This is a genomic window from Hymenobacter swuensis DY53 (genome assembly GCF_000576555.1).
GTDB lineage: Bacteria > Bacteroidota > Bacteroidia > Cytophagales > Hymenobacteraceae > Hymenobacter > Hymenobacter swuensis.
This window is the reverse complement of sequence record NZ_CP007145.1, coordinates 77,691-97,934: the sequence shown is the minus strand read 5'-3', so window position 1 is coordinate 97,934 and position 20,244 is coordinate 77,691. Positions and strand designations below refer to the sequence as shown.

The window sequence follows — 20,244 nt, the reverse complement described above, 5'->3', positions numbered from 1 at the left end:
AGGTGACGGTAGAACATCACTCCTCGGCAGGCGCGGAATGACGTTTTTTTGCCTGATGTTCTTTTCCCAACAACCTCAGCACGCGAGATTCCTCGACAGGCTCGGAATGACGTTCAAATAGCCCCCTTTTGTAACCTAACCAAGCCCCTGGCTTAGCGCGTGTCCTCTTCCTCTACCCTCCCGCCCTGGCGCCGCTATCTACCTCTGTTCCTTCTGTTGGTGCTGGCATATTTCCCGTTATTCTGGCAGCTTTCCTCGTTTCCGGTGCAGCAGTGGGACGAGTCCCGCACAGCCCTTGACGCATTGGGTATGCTGGTCCACCACGACTGGCTGGTGGCCCGCTACCTGGGCGAGCCGGACCTCTGGAACTGCAAACCGCCCCTCTGGCTCTGGACGCTGGCTGGTAGCATCCACCTGTTCGGCCCAACGGAACTGGGCCTGCGCCTGCCTGCCGCCCTGGCCGCACTGGCCACCGTGGGCCTGACGTATTACGCGGCGGCCCGGTGGCTGCGTAGCCCGGTAGCTGGCTTACTGGCCGGGCTCGTGCTCCTCACCAGCCCCGGCTATGTGTGTTTCCACGTTGCCCGTACGGCTGATTTTGATGCCTTTCTAACGCTCTGGACTACGGCCGGCACGCTGAGCTGGCTAGCGTATCTGCGCACCGGTCGGACGCGGTGGGCGTGGGCAACCGGCGTAGGCTTCACGCTGGCTATTCTCACCAAAGGCATTGCGGGGGCCATGTTCGGGCCCGGACTGGTGCTGGCCTTGGCCCTGACGGGCAGTTGGGTCCGCCTGCGCCGCCCTGCTCCCTGGCTGGCGGCCGGCCTGGTACTACTGGTCACAGCCAGTTGGTACCTGGTGCGTGAGGCGGCGGCTCCCGGCTACCTAGAAGCCGTGTGGCAGTTCGAGGTAGGCGGTCCGGCGGCCCACGAGCTGGAGGGTAACAACGCCCCCTTCGAGTGGTACCTAAGCCTGCTGGCTAACACAAAGTTTGCGCTGTGGCTACTACCCGCTTTGCTGGGCATGAGTCTGGGATGGTGGCAGCCCAAGGGCAGTACTGCCTGGTGGCTGGGCCGGGTGCTGACGGCTGTGGTGGGCAGCTTTCTATTGGTTATTTCCCTTGCCCAGACCAAGCTTAGCTGGTACGATGCCCCAGCGTTTCCGCTCATGGCCGTGCTGGCGGCATCCGGCCTCACGGTGGGTTTTCGGCTAATCCGCCAGGCCGCCAAGTTGCAGCTTTCCTTGTGGGGGCTGCTGGCAGGCGTACTGGGCATAGCGGCGTTTCCCTACCTGAATCAAGTGCAGTATCTGCGTCAGCTCTCCAAATACCGCTTCGATAACCACCAACTGGTGTACGGGCACCATTTGCGGCAGCAGTGGCAGCAACAGCCCGGCATTTGGCAGTATACACTGGGTACCGATGGGTCTTTTAATGACGCGCCGGAGTTCTACCGCATGGCCGCCGAGTATACGCAACACCATACCGTTCGTCTTCTTGCACCTTGGCGGGTAGCCGAGGCCCGCTCCGGTGAAACCGTTGTAGTATGCGGGCAGAAGGCCACCAGAGCCTGGCAAACTGCCTTCCAGACTGAAACTCTGGTGCAATCAGACTCCTGTCGAACATTACGGTTGGGGGCCCGGCGGTAATTATTGCCGCATTAATTCAATCGTTCCAGCGTGGTTTCGAGGTCGGCGAGGGTGGTTTCCTGAAAGCGGAGCGTATCCGGAGCGGTGCTTTTGTCGGGGCGGGCAAGGAAGGGCATGCCGTTTTCGTAACGGAGCCCGATGATGGTGGCGCCCACGGGGGCTTCCATGAACTTGTAGCCCCCGGCCCACGGTACACCGGCCAGCACTACGCGGTGGCCGGGCAACACCAGCCGTACCGTGGAGTGCTCATTGGGGCCGGCAACGGGCACAAAAAGCGGCGCAGTACGCCCCCGCCAGGGGTTCCCGGCGGCTACCCAGCCCAGCTGCGTCACGGAGGCAGCATTGGGGTCGGCGGCCAGCTCTAGCGGCGCGGTATCTTCGGCGGCGGGGGTACCCACGGTAGCCACGGCGGCCGTTTCGGGGGCAGTAGCCAGGCCGGGCTCGAAGTGGAACCGGATGGGCAAGGTCATCTGCACCTTCACCGGTTGTCCATCGTGGCGGCCCGGCTGCCAGCGGCCCGACGTCTGGCGCAGCACTCGTAGCACCTCCTCGTCGCAGCCGTGGCCCACGCCGCGCACGATGTGCGGCTGTACCACGCGGCCGGCCTCATCCACCACGAACGAGGCAAACACCAATCCTTCGGCCCGGGCTTCCTGAGCACTCTGCGGGTAGCGTACCAAGCGGTTGAAATCAGCCGGGCCCTGGCCGTAGCTGGGCATCTGCTGGGCCGTCGTGCGGATGACCTCGGGGGCGGGCTGCTTACTTTCGTCCCAGCGTACGGTGCCTTCCGCTACCTGCCCATAGAACAACGGCAGGCCAGGCCGGCTACCCGCCAGTTCCAGCTGCAATGCCCGGCCGGCTGCCAGCGCCAGTTGCTGCCCGCCGGCCGTGGCGCGGACCAGCACGGCCCCGGTCAGCTCCAGCGGCGCGCCAGCCAGGGTTTCGGTCAGCAGGTTAGACAGCAGCAAATCCGAGGCGGCGTAGCACTCCTTCAGCTCCACCCACACGGCCCCGGTGGCGGGCCGTTGCCGATTGTCTACCAATGCATTAGCCGGAATCCGAACTACCGTTCCCTCGCGGCCGCGCACCTCGGCGGCTTTGGTGGGGTCAATCTGGAAATACTCGCTGGCCTTGAGGGTCAGGTCCTGCAGCCGGGCCTCAGTGGGAGGCGCATCGGCACCGTCCGCAGAGGGGCGCGCACTGCTGCGATACACAATCAGCGGAGCCCGCCGACTAGTGGGCCGCTCCAGCCGGTGCCAGTCGCGCCGCACGGCCCCAATGGGTTGGGCCAGCGAGTCGTAGCCCAGCGTATCGGCCAGGGCGGGCACGGTGGAGGCCGGCGCAGTACGCTGCGCCGGGCGCTCCGGCTGGCAGGCCGTGGCCAGTCCGCCAAGCAGGCCCAGAAACAACAAATGGGTGGGGGTAAACTTCGGCATGAAACACCTCTACGCGGGAAATACCGGCTTTATTAGTCGAAAGTCGGCTTTTTCTGGTAAATACCTGAGCGAAAACCGGTTTACTTTTCACCCGTTGGTTTATTCCCTGCTTTTTTCACCTGCTGCCTTATGCTTGATTTGGTTATTGACGCCCGCCCGGCCGCGCTCAGCCCGGGGTTTGAAGTAAAGCGCATTCTACCCTACCGGCTGCGCCGGATGCTGGGCCCGTTCATTTTCATGGACCACGCCGGGCCGGTACAGCTCACGCCAGAGCTTCTGCCTACGCTGGATGTGCTGCCCCACCCACATATTGGCCTCAGCACCGTTAGCTACCTGTTTGGTGGCCAGGTCACGCACCGGGATAGTCTGGGCGTGGAGCAGATTATCCGGCCGGGCGAGGTAAACTGGATGACGGCCGGCAGCGGCATTGCGCACTCCGAGCGGTTCGAGGACCCGGCCATGCTGGCTGGCGGGCAGCTGGAAATGTTACAGACCTGGGTGGCCCTGCCAGAAGCCGACGAAGAAACGGCTCCCGCTTTCGATAACTACGCGCCCCACGAGCTACCCATTTTTACGGAGCCCGGCGTATGGCTGCGCCTGATTGCCGGCGACGCCTTCGGGCTAAAAAACAGTGTCAAGACCCATTCCCCACTGTTTTACCTGCACGTAGTGTTGCAGCCGGGGGCCCGGTTCGGCCTGCCGCGCGGCTACCCCGAGCGGGGCGCCTACGTGGCCAAAGGCCAACTAGAAGTCAATGGCCGCCTCTATGGTCCCGGCCAGCTGCTGGTGTTCACGCCCGGCCTCGACCCGGTGCTGGTGGCCCGGGAAGCCACCACACTCATGCTGCTGGGCGGCGAGCCGCTGGGGGAGCGGTTTATCTGGTGGAACTTTGTGTCGTCGAGGAAGGAGCGCATCGAGCAGGCCAAGGCCGACTGGCTGGCCGGCCGCATCCTGCTCCCGCCCAACGATAACCTGGAATTCGTGCCGCTGCCCCAGGACAAAACCCGGCCTGCTGGCAGTGGCTTCCCGGCTCCGCAGGCACTATCGTAGCTGGCGTCCCGGTCCGGCGGGCGTAGCTCGTCGGGCCGGTTATCGTCAGCTGATGTTGTTCCATCTTCGTGCTGGTGTCAGCTGACGATACCTACACGGCATTAAAATCACCCCAATTATATTAGATATTTAAACTAAAATATTTAGCTTTACATTCTATTCTTGCTCCCTCCTTTCTGCCTTACCGCTATGAACAACACGCTGGAGTATATGGTGTGCTGCCGCCTCACGCTGGCGCAGCTGGAATGTGGGCAGGTGGTGGGTACTTCGCAGCATAAGCAGCAGGTACGCAGCACCACAGCCGAGCTAAGTGAGTTGTTTGCCGACCTCTACGAGCAATTCCGCAGCCCGCAGCTGCTCGGCCTGCAAATCACCTCCATCAGCCCCCGGCTGGCCCCCGAATTTGCCGGCCACGCGGAACTACTGCAATAGTCCGCCGGGGAAACAAAAAAGCCCCTCTATTTGAGGGGCTTTTTTTATAGGTTCCGAAGAGCTGATTTGTCATTCCGAGTAAAGCAAGGAATCTGGTTTGATCATCAGAAGGGCAAACTCAGATTCCTCGCGTTGCTCGGGATGACACGCTGGCTTACAGGTTTTTCAACACGAAATCGGTCATCTGGCGGTAGAGGTGCAGGCGGGTGTTGCCGCCGTAGATGCCGTGGTTGCGGTTGGGATAGTACAGCGTCTGGTAGTCCTTGTTGGCCTTGATCATGGCATCCACGAACGAGACGGAATTCTGGAAGTGCACGTTGTCGTCGCCGGTACCGTGGACCAGCAGGAGCTTGCCTTTCAGCTTATCGGCGTGCTGAACGGGCGAGTTGTCGTCGTAGCCTTGGGGGTTTTCCTGGGGCGTTTTCAGGAACCGCTCGGTGTACACGGTATCATAGTAGCGCCAGTTAGTCACGGGGGCCACGGCCACGCCCATCTTGAACAGGTCGGCGTTTTTGGTGAGGGCCAGGGTGGTCATGTACCCGCCGAAGCTCCAACCCCAAATACCGATGCGAGCCTTATCCACGTAGGGCAGCGTGGCCAGGTACTTGGCACCTTCACCCTGGTCCACGGTTTCCAGCTTGCCCAGGTTGGCATAAGTGACCTTTTTGAAGGCCGCGCCCCGGGCCCCGGTGCCGCGCCCGTCCACAATCACTACGATGTAGCCGTTTTCGGTCAGCATCTGGTGCCACAGGTAGTTGGTGCCACCCCAGGAGTCGGCATTGGTCTGAGAGCCGGGGCCACCGTATACGTGCATCAGCACGGGGTACTTTTTGGTGGCGTCGAAGCCCACGGGCTTCAGCATCTGGCCATTCAGCTCCACGCCTTCACTGGTTTTGAAGGTAAAAAACTCGGGCGTGGCCAGGTTGTACTGGCCCAGCTTCTCGCGCAGTTTGGCGTTGTCTTCCAGCACTTTCACCAGCTTGCCATCCTGGCCGCTGCGCAGGCTTACTACGGCAGGTACGCCAGCTTCGGAGTGGTAATTGAGGAAGTAGCGGGTATCGGGGCTGAGGTTCACGGCGTCGGTGCCACGGCCGGCCTCACTCAGGCGGGTTTTTCCCTTGCCTTTCAGGTCTACGCGGTAGAGGTGGCGCTGTAATGCCGAGCCCTCGGTGCTGGTGTAATACACCAAGCCCTTCTTCTCATCGAAGCCATCAATGCTGGTAATTTCCCAGTTGCCCTTGGTGAGCTGGCGCACCAGCTTGCCTTTCATATCATACAGGTAGAGGTGGCGGTAGCCGTCCTTCTCACTGCTGAACAGGAACTCCTTACCACCTTCCAGGTAGCGCAAGTCGTCGTTGACTTCCACATAGGCTTTGTCGGTATCGGTGAGGACTACCTGGGTTTTGCCGGTGCTGGCATCGGCGTGCAGCACTTCCAGCTTGTTCTGCAGGCGGTTCATGCGCCGGATGCTGAGCAGGTTGGGCGTTTGCGTCCAGAGAATGCGCGGGATGTACTGATCCTTCTCCGCGCCCACGTCCATTTTGGCGGTTTTGGCGGCGGCCACGTCGTACACCGACACGCTCACTACCGAGTTTTTCTCGCCGGCTTTGGGGTATTTGTAGCGGTAGTCCTTGGGGTAGAGCGGCCCCCACTCCTGCATGTTGTACTCGGGCACCTCCGTTTCATCGAAGGTGTAAAATGCCACTTGCCGGGAGTCGGGCGACCATTGGAAGCCCTGAGCGAATTCAAATTCTTCCTCGTACACCCAGTCGGTGCCCCCGTTGATGACTTTGTTGAAGGCACCGTCCGTCGTCACGGCGGTTTCCTGCATGGTAGCCAAGTCGGTTACGTACAGGTTGTTGTCACGCACGAAAGCTACACGCTTGCCGTCGGGTGAGAAGCTGGCGTAGAGCTGCTTGCCACCGGCACTCAGCGGTGTGAGTTTCTTGGCGGCGCGGTCATACACAAAGAAAAATGCTTTGCTGCTGCGGCGGTAAATGGGCTCCGTATCGGTGCTGAACAGGATTTTGGTTTCGTCGGCGTTGAAGCTGTAGCCATCTACCTGTAGCGGTTGGCTCTGGCCGGCCAGCTTCAGATCCTGCCCGGCCACCAGGGTTTGCACGGGCTGGCCGGTGGTCACGTCGTTCTGCACCAAATTACCCTTGCTGAGGGACGAATAGTAGCGGCCATCCTTCATCCAGTTGAAGCCGGGCACTGATTTGGCCGAGAACGTGCCTTTCTGCCAGATGTCTTCGAGGGTGATATTCTGCTTTTGCTGGGCAACGGCCACCGGTGCGAAACCGGGCAAAAGAGCGGGGCTGACGGTGGTCAGAAACAGGGCCAGGCCCAGGGAACTCAACTTCATGTGGTTTGTCGTAAAATGTCGGCGGGATTCAGGCGTTAAGGTAGGAAATGCGCCCCGCAAGGTTGCACGGTGCCCCGAACCGGCCGTCGGCGGGTACCGTGCATTAGCCGTCTGGAGTGTACTGCATCCCGGCAGCCCTGCTAATCCGCCCAATCCATGAGTATCTTTATCCCAGCTATGCGTTTTCGTCCGTCCTCCCTCTTGCTGGCCCCGCTGTTTCTGACCGCCTGTGAACCGTCGTTGCAGTCGGGTCCGCGCGTGGAATTCGTGGGCAGTTCCCGGTTCAACCCCTCCGACCGCCGCCTGACTACGGCCGGCGACACCATTGCGGTGAAAGTATATGCCGAAGCAGAAAACGACGAGGCCCCGCTGAAACACCTGGTTATCCGGGCCCGGTACACGCCCCGGGCTCGTCCCATCATCTACCCCAGTCTTTACAAGGAAGATGATTCGCTGGCCTTCGAGCTGGTTTACCTGGATACACTGCTGGCCGAAACCGGCCAGTTTGCTTTCCAGAGCGTGCAGCCGGCCCGCACCACGGCCGGCAAGGAAACGTGGCAGTACGAATTCACGGACACGAAAGGCAACCGGGGGGCGCGCAGCTTTTTCCTGCGCCTGGGCCGCACCGATTCGGCGGCGGCCTTTCATAATTACACGGTTCCGTTGCAGGCACCGCTGACCGGCGCGGCGGGCATCAGCCGGCGCACATTTCTGGCCCTACGCGAAGGCCTGACGCTGCCCAGCTTCTCGTTGCGCCGTATTCCCGAAAACCAGCGGATGACAGATCTAGTCTACGTGCCCGGCACCACTATCGCCGCGCCCGGTCTGGCTACCACCACTGATGCGGCCCTGAAGCTACCCTGGACCGGTCGCGCCACCCAGATTCGCAGCACTAACTTAACCGCCAACGACTTCACTAACGCGGCTACTGCAGCCCAATTTACTACTCTGTTCAACCAGAGCACGGCGTTTACCACGGCTACCCGCACTGGCCCCCTTACTAAAGGCCAGATTCTGGCTTTCCGAACTCCCGAGAATAAGGATGGCCTCATCCTGGTCAGTGACATCATCACCACTGGCATCCGCACGCTGGTGCTGCAGGTGCGAGTAGCGAAATAGCTTACCATTTCTCAACGCAGAACGGCCGGCCCCGATAGTATCGGGGCCGGCCGTTCTGCGTTGAGAAATGGCGGGGCGGATCAGAACATGAAGCCGGCCGTGAGCGTCACGGTAAATTGCTTGCTATCCACCGTAACAGTTGGAGTTTCCCCAACCGACGGGCTGATGGAATACGGGCTGTACAGGCGGGTGCCGGTGCTGTATACGCCCGCGCCATCCAGGAAAAAGTTATTCTGCCGCAGGCCCAGACCACCGCTGTAGTAAGAGCGGCTCCGGTCTACGTCCTGCACCTTGTATGGGTCGCCGTAGCGGGCGTATCCCGCCCGGATGCGGAACATGTCCAGCCGGGCCTCGGCCCCGGCCCGCAGGTTCACGGTGCTGCCGTAAAGGTTGTTAATGGCATCATTATCGGAGCCGAAATCCGCATTGTTGTTATACCGGCTCACGCGGGCCTGGGAGTAGTTCACGTACTCCGCGTCGCCGCTCAAGAAACCGTATTTACCAAGCACCACGGCCACCCCGCCCGTCGCCCGGAACGGCGTGGTCACGGCGTAGTCGAACACGTTCGGGTCCAGCGCCGAGCTGGCTGACATATACGTCTGCCCGTCCACCGTCACGGCTTTATCGAATCGGGCATCCAGCGACGTGTCGTAGGTTTCCGTGAACCGGAAGTAAGTGGGCGTCTGCACGGAAGCCCCGAGGCGTACCGCTTCCACGGGCTTGTAAATTACGCCCAGCCGGGCATTCACTCCGCCGCCCGTAGTCCGCAGGTTGTCGCGCAACGTCAGGGAGGCGAAAGACTTCCCATCATCCCGGACCGAGGTAGGAGCCTGCGGATCGGTGGCCGTCAGCACGTTTTCTGACGTGTACCGGCTCGAAATCAACCCGATACCGGCCCCGATGTAAACCTTATCCTGATAATTAGCCCCGTACGCTAGATCGAACTGCGTGTTGGCCCCCGTCTGCCGCACGGTTTCGCCCTGGTTCAGCGGCCCGGTCCGGTCAAAATCAATGGGGATATAAGTGCCCTGAGCATCCGTATCGGTGAGGTAGGTTTTGTAGGCCAGATCATCCAGTGCCGCCTTCTGATCATCACTGAACCGTTGGAAAATATCCTGGTTTTGTGACGGAGTACCATTGTAGCGGAAGTTCTGGTTGAAACTGGCCGTGCGAATGAGGCCAAACGCCAAGGCACTGGAGCGCCAGGGATTGGTGTCGTCGTCGGTGCGGCGGTTGGCAAACACGAGGCCCATGCTGGCCACGTTGAGGTTGCTGCGCGAGTCGCTGGAAGTAGTATTGAAAGCCCGGCCATCGGAATTAATCGACGACAGCCCCGGCGAGAAAGTAAACTCTGAGCGTTGGAACATACCCAAACCGGCCGGGTTCACCGCCACCGAACCATAGTCACCGCCCACCGCCGCCGTGGCTCCCCCAATACCGAGGGTACGGGCCGTGCCGACGGGTTGCAGCTGGGAGTTGCGCAGGGCATCTGCGTTGTATTGGGCAAAGGCGTGGCTGGCCGAACCCAGCAGGGCCACGGCAAAGCCATATTTCAGCGTTTTCATGGAAAGGAAGGGAAGGGTCCCGGCCCCTCATTCGGTGGCCGGGAATAGAACTGATAGCACAGGGCAAAATAGCTGCCTGATCAAACGTTAGTTACGCCGCCGGCCGCCTCCCGAGTCGCCACCACCGGAATTACCGCCGCCGGAGTTGGAATTGCTGCGGGAAGGCTCGGAATAGGAACGGGACGGCTCATACGAACGAGTAGGCCGCTCGTAGGTACGCGCCGGCTGCTCGTAGGTACGGGTGGGCTCGGCAGCAGGAGCGGGCGTATACACCCGTTGCCGGCGTGGCTGTTCCGCCACGCGCGGCTGGGAAGTTTGCTGGTCGCCGCCAGTGGTAGGGTTGCCGCCCATATAGTCGGCCCGGCGGCGCCGGATGGGCTCGGCAACGGTACCGGCCGGTTGCCCGTTGGGCGAAGCCCCACCGTTTGTGGTACTTTCCAACACCCGCCAGCGCCGGCCGCCTTCCGGAGACGTCGTGCCGGTGGGGTCGGCCTGGGTTCTGCTCAGGCGGGAGCGGTCCAGCGTAACGGCTGGGGCTACTTCCGTGGCTCCGGCAGCCGTGGAGGTTTCCTGCCCGCGGCGGCGGCTACCCATGTTGGGCTGAGCTACGGCTCCGTTGGTGCCTACGCCTCCCGTATTCGGATCAGCAAAACCGCCTTCCTGAATGCGGCGACGACCAGTGCTCACGCCGCCCGTGCCGTTTGGCGCGGCTACGCCCGGACTGTCGTTGGTGCGGCCCCGGCGTGGACCATAGGTAGTTGTGCGACCGGGCCGATCATATACCGTGCCCCAGCCGCCGTTGCCGCCGTAGTAGCCACCACCGCCGTAATAGCCGAGGCCGTAGCCACCACCATAGAAGCCCGGATAACCACCATAGCCACCCCAGCCGAACCGGTCGTAGGGGTTATAGCCGTAGCCATAGCCACCCCACGGCCGCCCCCAGCCCCAGGGCCGGCCAAACCCTATGCTGATGTTTACCCCGCCGTAGCCCCAGGGGCTAAAAAATGGGTCGTAGGCTCCGTAGCCGCCGTAACCACCCCAGGCAGAGTAAGGCGAGTAGCCGAACGCCGACCCACCGTACCAGAAGGGGTCAGTGTAGGCGAAATCGTAATAGCCCATGCCAATACCCCGGTACGGGCTGTGGAAGCGCCGCAGCCGGGAGGCATAATAGTAATCCTCGTCGTAATACTCCGCCTCCTCGGTGGCGGTGCTGCCGGCTACATAGTCGGGGTTGGCCACGTCGCCGGAGCTGGCGGCCGGGGCATCTTCCTGATACTGCGTAGCGGTACCGGCCACCGGGGCGGGGGCCGTCACGCGGTCTGCCGCCGACGAGTAGTACATCCCGTCGTTTTCGGTAGTTGATAAGGTGGATGTTGTTGCACAGCCTCCCAGCGTAAGCAGGGCCAGGGCGGGCAATAAGGGGGGAAGGATCTTTTTCATGGCTGCTTACGCGTAAAGTTGGATCAGGAAGACGGAGAACGAAGGTGAACCGGAGCGGCGCAGGCCGTTGGCCCTCAGTTCCTCCGGATTTAATAACGTAATTTGGCACCGAAACGGTGCCTTTTTCCTACTTCAAATCTTGTACCAAAAAAGGAACTTTTTCACTTACTCAAAGATACCTCTGAACATGAGCAAAAGTTTGCCCAAGCGTACCGAAGATTATTCCTTGTGGTACAACGAGTTGGTGAAACGCGCCGGTCTGGCCGAAAACTCCTCGGTGCGGGGCTGCATGGTTATTAAGCCCTACGGCTACGCCATCTGGGAGAAGATGCAGCGCACCCTGGATGATATGTTCAAGCGCACGGGCCACCAGAACGCCTACTTCCCACTATTTGTCCCCAAAAGCCTGTTTGAGGCCGAGGAAAAAAACGCCGAAGGTTTCGCCAAGGAGTGCGCCGTGGTTACCCACTACCGCCTCCAAAACGACCCCGACCGGCCCGGCAAGCTGCGCGTGGACCCTAACGCCAAGCTGGAAGAGGAGCTGATTGTGCGTCCCACCTCGGAGGCCATCATCTGGAGCACTTACAAAGGTTGGATTCAGAGCTACCGCGACCTGCCGCTGCTCATCAACCAGTGGGCCAACGTAGTGCGCTGGGAAATGCGCACCCGCCTGTTTCTGCGCACCGCCGAGTTCCTGTGGCAGGAAGGCCACACGGCCCACGCCACCGCCGAGGAAGCCCTGGCCGAAACCCGCCAGATGCTGGACGTGTACGCTCAATTTGCCGAGGAATGGCTGGCCCTGCCCGTGGTGAAAGGCGTAAAAACCGAAAACGAGCGGTTTGCCGGAGCCGTGGAAACCTATTGCATCGAGGGCCTGATGCAGGACGGCAAAGCCCTGCAAGCTGGTACCTCTCACTTCCTGGGCCAGAACTTCGCCAAGGCCTTCGATGTGCAGTTTGCCAACAAAGCCGGCGGTTTGGAGTACGTGTGGGGCACCAGCTGGGGCGTAAGCACCCGCCTGATGGGCGCTCTGGTCATGGCCCACTCCGATGACGAGGGCCTGGTATTGCCGCCCAAGCTGGCTCCTATTCAAGTAGTTATCATCCCAATTTACAAAACCGGCCAGCTCGACGAGCTACTGGAGCGCATCCGGCCCATGCAGATGGGCCTGATTGAGCGCGGCATTTCGGTGAAGATTGATGACCGGGACACCGAGCGGCCCGGCTTCAAGTTTGCCGAGTGGGAGTTGAAAGGTGTGCCCGTACGCATTGCCGTAGGCATGCGCGACCTGGACGCCGGCACCCTGGAAGTAGCCCGCCGCGACACCAAGGAGAAGCTGACCCTGCCTTTGGCCGACATTGTAAACAGCGTGGACCAGCTGTTGCAGGACATCCAGAAGAACATCTACCAGCGGGCCCTGCACTTCCGGGAGGAGCGCACGACTCGCGTAGAAACCTACGAGGAGTTCAAGCAGGTTCTCGACGGCAAGGGCGGCTTCGTGGTGGCCCACTACGATGGCACGTCCGAAACAGAGGAGCGCATCAAGGAGGAAACTAAAGCCACCATCCGCTGCCTGGCCCTGGCCGAGCCGGAGGAGGAAGGCGTCTGCATCCTCACCGGCCGGCCCAGCACGCGTCGCGCCCACTTCGCCCGGGCCTACTAAATCACAAATTTTTCGGATTGCACGGATTTCTTTGCCTGCTTCAGGCCGAAAGGTGAAATAACTAAAAACGGGAGCTGCCAGTAGGCAGCTCCCGTTTTTAGTTGGGGGTTCAACTGGTGCCGGGGTCGTAGGTGATGCTGCCGACTTCCACTTCCTCGGGTTTGGCCCCCAGATGCAGTGTAAGCCGTTGCCCCAGCTTGGCACCCTGCACAGCGCGGGCAATGGGGGCCACAAAGGCTACTTTGCCCTCAGCTACGGACGCTTCATCTACCCCTACAATGGTGAACTGGCGCGTTGGGCCTTTGCTCCCAACGGGCCGCAGCACCACCGTGGCCCCGAAGCGCACCTCCTGCGCAGGCTGGCTACGCGGGTCAACCAGCCGCGCGGTATTGAGGCGAGCTTGCAGCTGGCTGAGCTGCCCGTTGAGCAGCGTGAGCAGGCGGGTACGGTCAGCTTCGTTTTCACGGTTGGCTTCGGCAGCAGAACGGGCCGCTTCCAGCTCGGTGAGTTCCTGCCGGAGTTGCTCCAGGCCTACAGGCGTGACGTAGTTGGGCGTACCCGGCGGCAGGGCGGCCCGGGACGGGATAATAGGGGCTTCGAGGGAATCATCTTCCTTGGTAAATGCACGGCTCATAGGCTTCTACCTAACGGGCAGCCGCCGGGCGGGTTACCGGCCGGCACTAAAGCCGCCGGTGTGCCGGGTTTGCGTATCTTTTCCGCAACCAACCTCCCTTACTCCTATGGACTGGCTTACGATTGCCTTGCTTCTGCTCTTCGGGCTGGCCTTTCTGGCGGCCGAAGTCATCTTCATTCCCGGTACCACGGTGGTGGGCTTGGTGGGCTTTGGGCTCCTAGCAGCCGGCATCTGGTTTGGCTACCGCGACCTGGGCAGCGCCACCGGGCATGTGCTGCTGGGAGGTTCTCTGGTAGTCACCGGGCTGCTGGTGTACCTGGGGCTGCGGCCCAAAAACCTCAACCGCGTGGCCCTCACACAGGTCAACCACGCCCGCGTACACGATGTGCGCCACCCCGACGTGCCGCCCGGCACCACCGGCCGCGCCCTCTCGGCCTTGCGCCCGGCTGGCACTGTGCTGTTCCAAGAAGACCGGCGCGAGGTCACGACCCGGGGCGAGTTTGTCTCGGCCGGGGCCGAAGTACGCGTGCTTAGCATCGAGCAGAACCGCATTGTAGTGGAGCAGGTGCACGGGTAAGCGAGAGGATGGCTGAATGGTTGCATCAGGCAGTTTCAACACCTCACCCATCCAATGCCCACCAATTCCCCATTCAACAGTCCAGCAGTCTAACCCTTCAGCACTCCACCAGTCCAACCATTCACCCAATCCCCTATGGATTTCCCTCTGTTTCCGCTCATTGTGGGCGGCATTGTGTTACTGGTCTTTCTCTACTTCTTCCCCATCAGCCTCTGGATTACGGCGTTGTTCTCGGGGGTGAAGGTGAGCCTGTTCCAGCTGGCGTTCATGCGGGTGCGCAAAGTGCCGCCGTCCCTGATTGTGAACTCCCTCATCACCAGCACCAAGGCTGGCCTGGAGTTGACCGCCAACGACCTGGAAACCCACTACTTGGCCGGTGGCAATATTCCCAGCGTCATTAAGGCCCTGATTTCCGCCGATAAGGCCAACATTCCGCTCACCTTCAAGCAGGCCACCGCCATCGACCTGGCCGGGCGCGACGTGTTTGAGGCCGTGACCACCAGTGTGAACCCCAAAGTAATCAACACGCCCAACGTGGCCGCCGTGGCCCAGGATGGGATTCAGCTCATTGCCAAGGCCCGCATTACGGTCCGTGCTAATATCACTCAACTGGTAGGTGGCGCCGGCGAGGAAACCATTCTGGCCCGCGTGGGCGAGGGCATCGTGACCAGCATCGGCTCGTCTCGCTCCCACAAGGAGGTACTCGAAAACCCCGATAAGATTTCCAAGCTGGTGCTCAGCAAGGGACTCGATGCCGGCACTGCCTTCGAAATTCTCTCCATTGATATTGCCGATATCGACATTGGAGAAAACATCGGGGCCAAGCTGCAAATCGACCAGGCTACCGCCGACCTCAAGGTAGCCGAAGCCAAGGCCGAGGAACGCCGCGCCATGGCCGTAGCCGTGGAACAGGAAAATCGCGCCAAAACCCAGGAAGCCAAGGCCCTCGTTGTGCAGGCCGAAGCCGAAATTCCGAAAGCCATTGCCGAAGCCTTTCGCTCGGGCAACTTAGGCGTGATGGATTACTACAAGATGCGCAACGTGCAGGCCGACACCGACATGCGCGACTCCATTGCCAACCCCGGCGGCCAAAGCAGCAGCATCAAACCCGGCCGCGACGAGGGCCGGATGAGCTAACTTCCGTCAGTGCGAGCGAAGCAATCCTTCCTTGTTATTTGTTTGCAGCCTTGATCAACTAAAAAGCCCCTGACGCCAAGATGGACGTCAGGGGCTTTTTAATGAATTAGCGTTTCGCGCTCAAGAAAAGAAGGATTGCTCCGCTCGCACTGACGGGGTTTACTTCTTGGTAATTCGGAATTCTACGCGGCGGTTGAGCTTGCGGGTTTCTTCCTGTTCGTTGCTGGCAATGGGCTTGCTGCCACCGTATCCTTCGGTGGTAATACGGGTCCCGGCAATACCTTTCTGCACTAGGTACTTTTTCACCTCATTCACCCGGTCCAGGCTCAGCTTCACGTTCAGGGCCGGGTCGCCCTGGTTATCGGTGTGGCCTTCCAGCTTGATTTCCACCTGCGGGTAATCCTTCAGAATGCGTACTAAGCGCAGCAGCTCCGGGTAGGAGTTTTCGCGCAGGTAGTACTTGCTCTGGGCGAAGAAGATGTTGTTGAGCTTGATGCTCTGGCCCACCGCAAACGGCACCAAATACAAATCCTGGTTGATTTCGGAGTACTTCTGGCGGTCCGTTACGTCCAGGTTATCTGATTCGGCCAGGTAGTCCTTGGCCTCGGCGCGGTAGCCGTAATGCGCCCCGGAAGGCAGCACAATGGTATAAGAGCCATCAATCGGGCTGGTTTCGGCCACCCCAATTTCCTCACCGGTCAGCAGGTTTTCATAGCGAATAGTGGCGGCTACCGGCTTCTTGCTGGAGGCATCCAACACTTTACCGCGTACCAGCGTCACAATTTCGGGCCGGAACGTGGGCTTCAGGCTGATGCGAAAAATATCCTTCGAGCCGCCCGTACCGTTGCGGTCTGAAACCAGGTAGGCATCCTCGCCCGCCGCTGAAACGGTGTAGTAGGCATCAAAATCGGGGGAGTTGACGCTGGGGCCCAGGTTACGCGGCTTGCTCCAGTTCACCCAGCTGTCATCCAGCCGCTTGCTGTAGAACAGGTCACTCTTACCGTAACCGCCGTGGCCTTCCGAGGCGAAGTATAGCGTCTTGCCATCGGAGGCTAGGAAGGGGGCAAACTCGGGCCTTTTGGTGTTGATGGTAGTGCCCAGATTGCGGGGCTTGCTCCAGGTTTTGCCGTCGGCCTTCATAAAGCTCACGTACAGATCCTGCTCTCCCTGCCCGTCTTTGCGGTCTACTGCCATCAGCATCACCTTCCCCGAGGTAGCCAGGAAGAAGTCAACGTTTTCGGCGTCGTCGTTGTAATAATCCTCAATTTCCACCTTCTCCGGCTTGGTCCAGCCGGTAGCCGTGCGGCGCGTGAGGCTTGGGCCTTTCGGCACGATGGAGCCATCCGGCTCGTACACCCCAATCACCAGCAGCTGCTGGCCATTAGCCGACACGGAAGCTACCCCATTCGGGTCGCGGGGGGTGTTGATGGGGCTGCCAATATTCTTGGCCTGGTTCCAGACTTTCTTTTCCGCGTTGCCCAACGAGCTTAACCACACATCCTGCGCATCCTTTGCGCCCCCCACGTTCTGGGGGCTTTCCTGGCGGGCAAAGAACAGCGTACGGCCATCGGGCGAAATAACCGGGTGCGTATCCACGTACTTGGAGTTGACGTTGGGCCCCAGGTTCACCATAGCGGAGTCGAAGCTTACCCCGCTCTGCTCGTTCTTGAATTCCTTTTTTACCATGGCCTCGGCCACGTCGGCCACCCCGATGGCGTCAATCTGGTTGACCCCGTTTACGGCCTTGGTATTCATCGTGACAACTACCCCAATGGTGCGGTAAGTGCCCGGCGAAAACGTAATCTGCAGCGTCCGGAACTGTTCCGGAATGGGGCCGGGGCTGTCATTGGTATATACTTCGTGCTTGGTGCCCCGGGTATCTACCAATTCTATCTTGGTTACGGAACCGGGGTTGAAGTTTTCTACAACAGTAACCTGCCGCGCCACCACCGACTTGCCGAATCGGATTTCAATAAACTCGTTGTTGCCTTCCTTCTTCGGAATCCAGGCCTCGTTATTAGCCTGGCCCAGCGGGGTAGCATTCGGCTCGCCTAATACCTTTTCAGGCGAGAACGGCTCCTTGCCCTCGGCCTTTTGTGATGATACTGCCACCACTTTACTTGCCCACACGGCATGCTGCGCCTGCGCCAGCCTGCTCCCTCCCACAATCAACCCCAGCGACAACAGTATTTTTGTAACGTTCATACAATCAAGGTCAAGTCGGACGCCTTTGGGAGAACATTAGAAGCTAAACCACACGGTCAGAACTCTGAAGACGTCCTAACGTGGTTGTAAGTTTCGCTGTTCCCGGAAAGGTAGCCCCCAAATACGTCCGTCTGGCACGTACTACAGAGTTTTGTGGCGTAAAAAGAAACAAGTTACACTATTGATTGTCCCCCGAGCCGACCTATTACGGGAGCGAGACGCCCAATAAGAGAATCCTATCGCCGGGAAACAATCCTATTTTGGGCGCAAGGGTCACAGACGCAGCTTACCCGAAGAAAGTTGCACTCTGCACTTTCCGGACCAACTGCGTATATGGGCCGGATATCCGGCAATACGGCCTTTTGTCGTACCTTGCAGAGTACCCAGAGTCCCCCCTTAAGTACCTCATTTTTTCATCATGGAAGAAAAGCTGCTGGACGAAATTCCGTCCCTCGATTTGGCTGATTTCCGTTCCGGCGACCCGGAGCGCAAAGCCCGCTTCGTTCAACAACTCGGCGAAGCCTACCAGAATATCGGTTTCGTGGCCCTCAAAAATCACGGCCTCACCGATGAGCAGACCCAAGCCCTCTACGCCGACGTAAAATCGTTCTTCTCGCTGCCCGACGACGTAAAGCAGCAGTACGAGAAGCCCGAGTTGGCAGGCCAGCGCGGCTACGTGAGCAAGGGCAAGGAGCACGCCAAGGGACGCAACACCGGCGACCTGAAGGAGTTTTACCATGTGGGCCAGGAAGTAGAAGACAACACCGACCCCATCGGCAAAGAATATCCGGCCAACATCTGGCCAAGTGAAGTGGAAGGTTTCCACAAGAGCACGTTCACCACGTACCGCACGCTGGAAGCCGCCGGCAAGGACGTGCTGCGCGCCATTGCCCTGTACCTGAAACTACCGGAAACCTACTTCGACGATAAGGTGCGTAACGGTAACAGCATTTTGCGCCCCATTCATTACTTCCCCATCGAAGACCCGGATGCGGTACCGGCTGATGCTGTCCGCGCCGCTGAGCACGGCGACATCAACCTCATCACGCTGCTGATGGGGGCTTCGGCTGATGGCCTGCAGGTGAAGCGCCGCGACGACAAGTGGATTCCGATTACGGCCTTGCCCGACCAAATTGTGGTGAACGTAGGCGACATGCTCCAGCGCCTCACCAACGGTGTGCTCAAGAGCACCATTCACCGCGTGGTAAACCCGGCCCGCGAGAAGATGAACTCCTCGCGCTTCTCGGTACCATTCTTCATGCACCCCCGCTCCGAAATGAGCTTGGCCGCCTTAGAAAACTGCGTAACCGCCGAAAATCCCAAGAAGGAAGCCGACATTACGGCCGGTGAATTCCTGAATGAGCGACTGATTGAGCTGGGCCTCAAGAAGAAGTAATCCAGCTTTTATGTTTCCTGAAAGCGCCCATCTTCCCTGGAAGGCGGGCGCTTTTTTGTATTCTTTTCTCTGCAAAAAAGCAACCGGCCGATACATAAGCCGGGTTGATGAGCGGTCAACTTGTTATCTTGTCCGGTACTCTCTTCCCGCTTCCTCTCCCTTGCCTTCGTGGTTCCACCGCAAGATGATATTCAACTGGCTCCTCCACCCCGCCGCGCCAAACAGGTCAAGCGGGGGCGGAACCTCATTTTCCTGAAGGATGTGGCGGCCTTGGGCCTAAGCGCCTTCGGGGGGCCGCAGGCACACTTGGCCATGATGCTGCGGCTGCTGGTGGATAAGCGCCGCTACCTCACCGCCGCCGAGTTATTAGAGCTGACCGCTTTATGCCAGATTCTGCCCGGTCCCACGTCTACTCAAACTATTACCGCCATTGGATTTCGGCTGGGCGGCCCTAACCTGGCGTATCTCACGCTGCTGGTCTGGATGCTGCCAGCTGTGTGCATTATGACCTGTGCCGGCCTCACCATCAGCTACCTGGATAAGGAACAGGTAGCCCGTCTGGTGCAATACGTGCAGCCCGTGGCGGTGGGCTTCGTGGCGTACTCGGCCTACAAGATTGCCGAGAAGGTGATTCACACCAAAACCTCTGTGGCCCTGATGGTGGTGGCCGCCATGCTGGTCTACCGGTTTCAGGTGCCGTGGCTCATGCCTATTCTGCTATTGGCGGGTGGCCTGATTACCACGTTCCGCTACCGCAAAATGCCCCAGGAAACCAAAATACCGCTGCGCATTGAGTGGCCTAATTTTCTACTGTGGCTGGGTATATTCATTGGGGCTGCCGTGCTGGGCCAGTACACCCAATGGCTCCCGGTGCGCCTGTTCGAGAACTTCTACCGCAACGGGAGCCTCGTGTTTGGGGGCGGGCAGGTATTAGCCCCGCTGTTCTACACCGAGTTTGTAGAGTTCAAGCATTATCTCTCTCCCGAAGAATTCCTGTCGGGCTTGGGGATGGTGCAGGCCCTGCCTGGTCCGAACTTCTCTTTCGCCTCCTACATCGGGGCACTGGCCATGCGCCGGGAGGGCAGCGGCATCGACGGGCAGCTGTTGGGGGCGCTGGTGGGCGCGGCCGGCATTTTTATGCCGGGTACGTTGCTTATCTTTTTCCTGATCCGGTTCTGGGACCAGCTTAAGCGGTATCGGGTGGTAAAGGCATCCCTGGAAGGCATCAACGCCGTGTCGGCCGGGCTGGTGTGCGCAGCCACTTTCCTGCTTTACCATCCGCTACCCGACCATCCCATCAATCTGGTGTTAATTGCCGCTACCTTCCTGCTGCTGCTGTGGGAGAAGGTGCCCTCCTACCTCATCGTTGGAGCCGCTCTGGTGGCGGGCCTGGTATTTTAGACTTGGCTGTCATTGCGAGGAGGCATGACGACGCAATCCTTCCTTCAGCAGACCCAAACCGTGGCAAACAGAAAGCCCCTGACGTCCGTGCTGGCGTCAGGGGCTTTTTGAATAAATCCACTTGTTCCGCTCAGAGAAGGGCGGATTGCGTCGTCGTGCCTCTTTGCAAGAACACGC

15 protein-coding genes are annotated in these 20,244 nt (G+C 60.0%); 9 read left to right on the top strand and 6 right to left on the bottom strand.

Translation table 11 applies throughout. The features are described 5' to 3' along the window. Positions 1–159: 159 nt before the first annotated feature. Positions 160–1,647 (top strand): ArnT family glycosyltransferase, encoded by a 1,488-nt coding sequence (locus HSW_RS01940; protein WP_081768219.1) that lies wholly within the window; start codon positions 160–162, stop codon positions 1,645–1,647. Between the two features lie 11 nt (positions 1,648–1,658). Here the strand turns inward: HSW_RS01940 and HSW_RS22390 are convergent, their stop codons facing one another. After that, the gene (locus HSW_RS22390) at positions 1,659–3,083 is read right to left on the bottom strand and encodes an energy transducer TonB (RefSeq protein WP_052346009.1); all 1,425 of its coding nucleotides are present in this window, start codon (positions 3,081–3,083) and stop codon (positions 1,659–1,661) included. Positions 3,084–3,212: 129 nt separating this feature from the next. Between HSW_RS22390 and HSW_RS01930 the strand changes: the two genes are divergently transcribed. Continuing rightward, positions 3,213–4,133: a pirin family protein gene (locus tag HSW_RS01930; RefSeq protein ID WP_044000609.1), complete on the top strand. Its 921-nt coding sequence runs from the start codon at positions 3,213–3,215 to the stop codon at positions 4,131–4,133. A gap of 189 nt (positions 4,134–4,322) precedes the next feature. Beyond that, positions 4,323–4,565, top strand: coding sequence for a hypothetical protein (locus HSW_RS01925; RefSeq protein WP_044000608.1), 243 nt, complete (start codon positions 4,323–4,325; stop codon positions 4,563–4,565). A gap of 154 nt (positions 4,566–4,719) precedes the next feature. Here HSW_RS01925 and HSW_RS01920 read toward each other — a convergent pair whose 3' ends face one another. Further along, positions 4,720–6,930, bottom strand: a complete 2,211-nt coding sequence (locus tag HSW_RS01920; RefSeq protein WP_044000607.1) for a S9 family peptidase — start codon at positions 6,928–6,930, stop codon at positions 4,720–4,722. 177 nt (positions 6,931–7,107) lie between these two features. On the opposite strand from HSW_RS01920, the gene HSW_RS01915 reads away from it, so the two are divergent. After that, the gene (locus HSW_RS01915; protein WP_155832783.1) at positions 7,108–8,049 is read left to right on the top strand and encodes a hypothetical protein; all 942 of its coding nucleotides are present in this window, start codon (positions 7,108–7,110) and stop codon (positions 8,047–8,049) included. Between the two features lie 80 nt (positions 8,050–8,129). Here the strand turns inward: HSW_RS01915 and HSW_RS01910 are convergent, their stop codons facing one another. Then, a complete protein-coding gene (locus HSW_RS01910; RefSeq protein ID WP_044000605.1) occupies positions 8,130–9,614 on the bottom strand; it encodes an OmpP1/FadL family transporter in 1,485 nt (494 codons plus the stop codon). 87 nt (positions 9,615–9,701) lie between these two features. Continuing rightward, the gene (locus tag HSW_RS01905; RefSeq protein ID WP_155832782.1) at positions 9,702–11,054 is read right to left on the bottom strand and encodes a hypothetical protein; all 1,353 of its coding nucleotides are present in this window, start codon (positions 11,052–11,054) and stop codon (positions 9,702–9,704) included. A 187-nt stretch (positions 11,055–11,241) separates the two neighbouring features. Here HSW_RS01905 and proS point away from each other — a divergent pair, with 187 nt between their 5' ends. Further along, positions 11,242–12,717, top strand: a complete 1,476-nt coding sequence (proS, locus tag HSW_RS01900; RefSeq protein WP_044000603.1) for a proline--tRNA ligase — start codon at positions 11,242–11,244, stop codon at positions 12,715–12,717. A gap of 109 nt (positions 12,718–12,826) precedes the next feature. Here the strand turns inward: proS and HSW_RS01895 are convergent, their stop codons facing one another. Beyond that, a complete protein-coding gene (locus tag HSW_RS01895) occupies positions 12,827–13,351 on the bottom strand; it encodes a GreA/GreB family elongation factor (protein ID WP_044000602.1) in 525 nt (174 codons plus the stop codon). A 106-nt stretch (positions 13,352–13,457) separates the two neighbouring features. Here HSW_RS01895 and HSW_RS01890 point away from each other — a divergent pair, with 106 nt between their 5' ends. Next, positions 13,458–13,928 (top strand): NfeD family protein, encoded by a 471-nt coding sequence (locus tag HSW_RS01890; protein ID WP_044000601.1) that lies wholly within the window; start codon positions 13,458–13,460, stop codon positions 13,926–13,928. A gap of 135 nt (positions 13,929–14,063) precedes the next feature. Beyond that, complete coding sequence (floA, locus tag HSW_RS01885) at positions 14,064–15,065, top strand: flotillin-like protein FloA (protein WP_044000600.1); 1,002 nt, start codon at positions 14,064–14,066, stop codon at positions 15,063–15,065. Positions 15,066–15,224: 159 nt separating this feature from the next. On the opposite strand, the gene HSW_RS01880 is transcribed toward floA, so the two are convergent. After that, a complete protein-coding gene (locus HSW_RS01880; protein ID WP_071883049.1) occupies positions 15,225–17,270 on the bottom strand; it encodes an OmpA family protein in 2,046 nt (681 codons plus the stop codon). Positions 17,271–17,688: 418 nt separating this feature from the next. On the opposite strand from HSW_RS01880, the gene HSW_RS01875 reads away from it, so the two are divergent. Both HSW_RS01875 and chrA read left to right on the top strand, forming a co-directional pair. Then, complete coding sequence (locus HSW_RS01875; protein ID WP_044000598.1) at positions 17,689–18,666, top strand: isopenicillin N synthase family dioxygenase; 978 nt, start codon at positions 17,689–17,691, stop codon at positions 18,664–18,666. A gap of 168 nt (positions 18,667–18,834) precedes the next feature. Further along, positions 18,835–20,067, top strand: coding sequence for a chromate efflux transporter (gene chrA / locus HSW_RS01870; protein WP_081768218.1), 1,233 nt, complete (start codon positions 18,835–18,837; stop codon positions 20,065–20,067). The last annotated feature ends 177 nt before the right edge of the window (positions 20,068–20,244 follow it).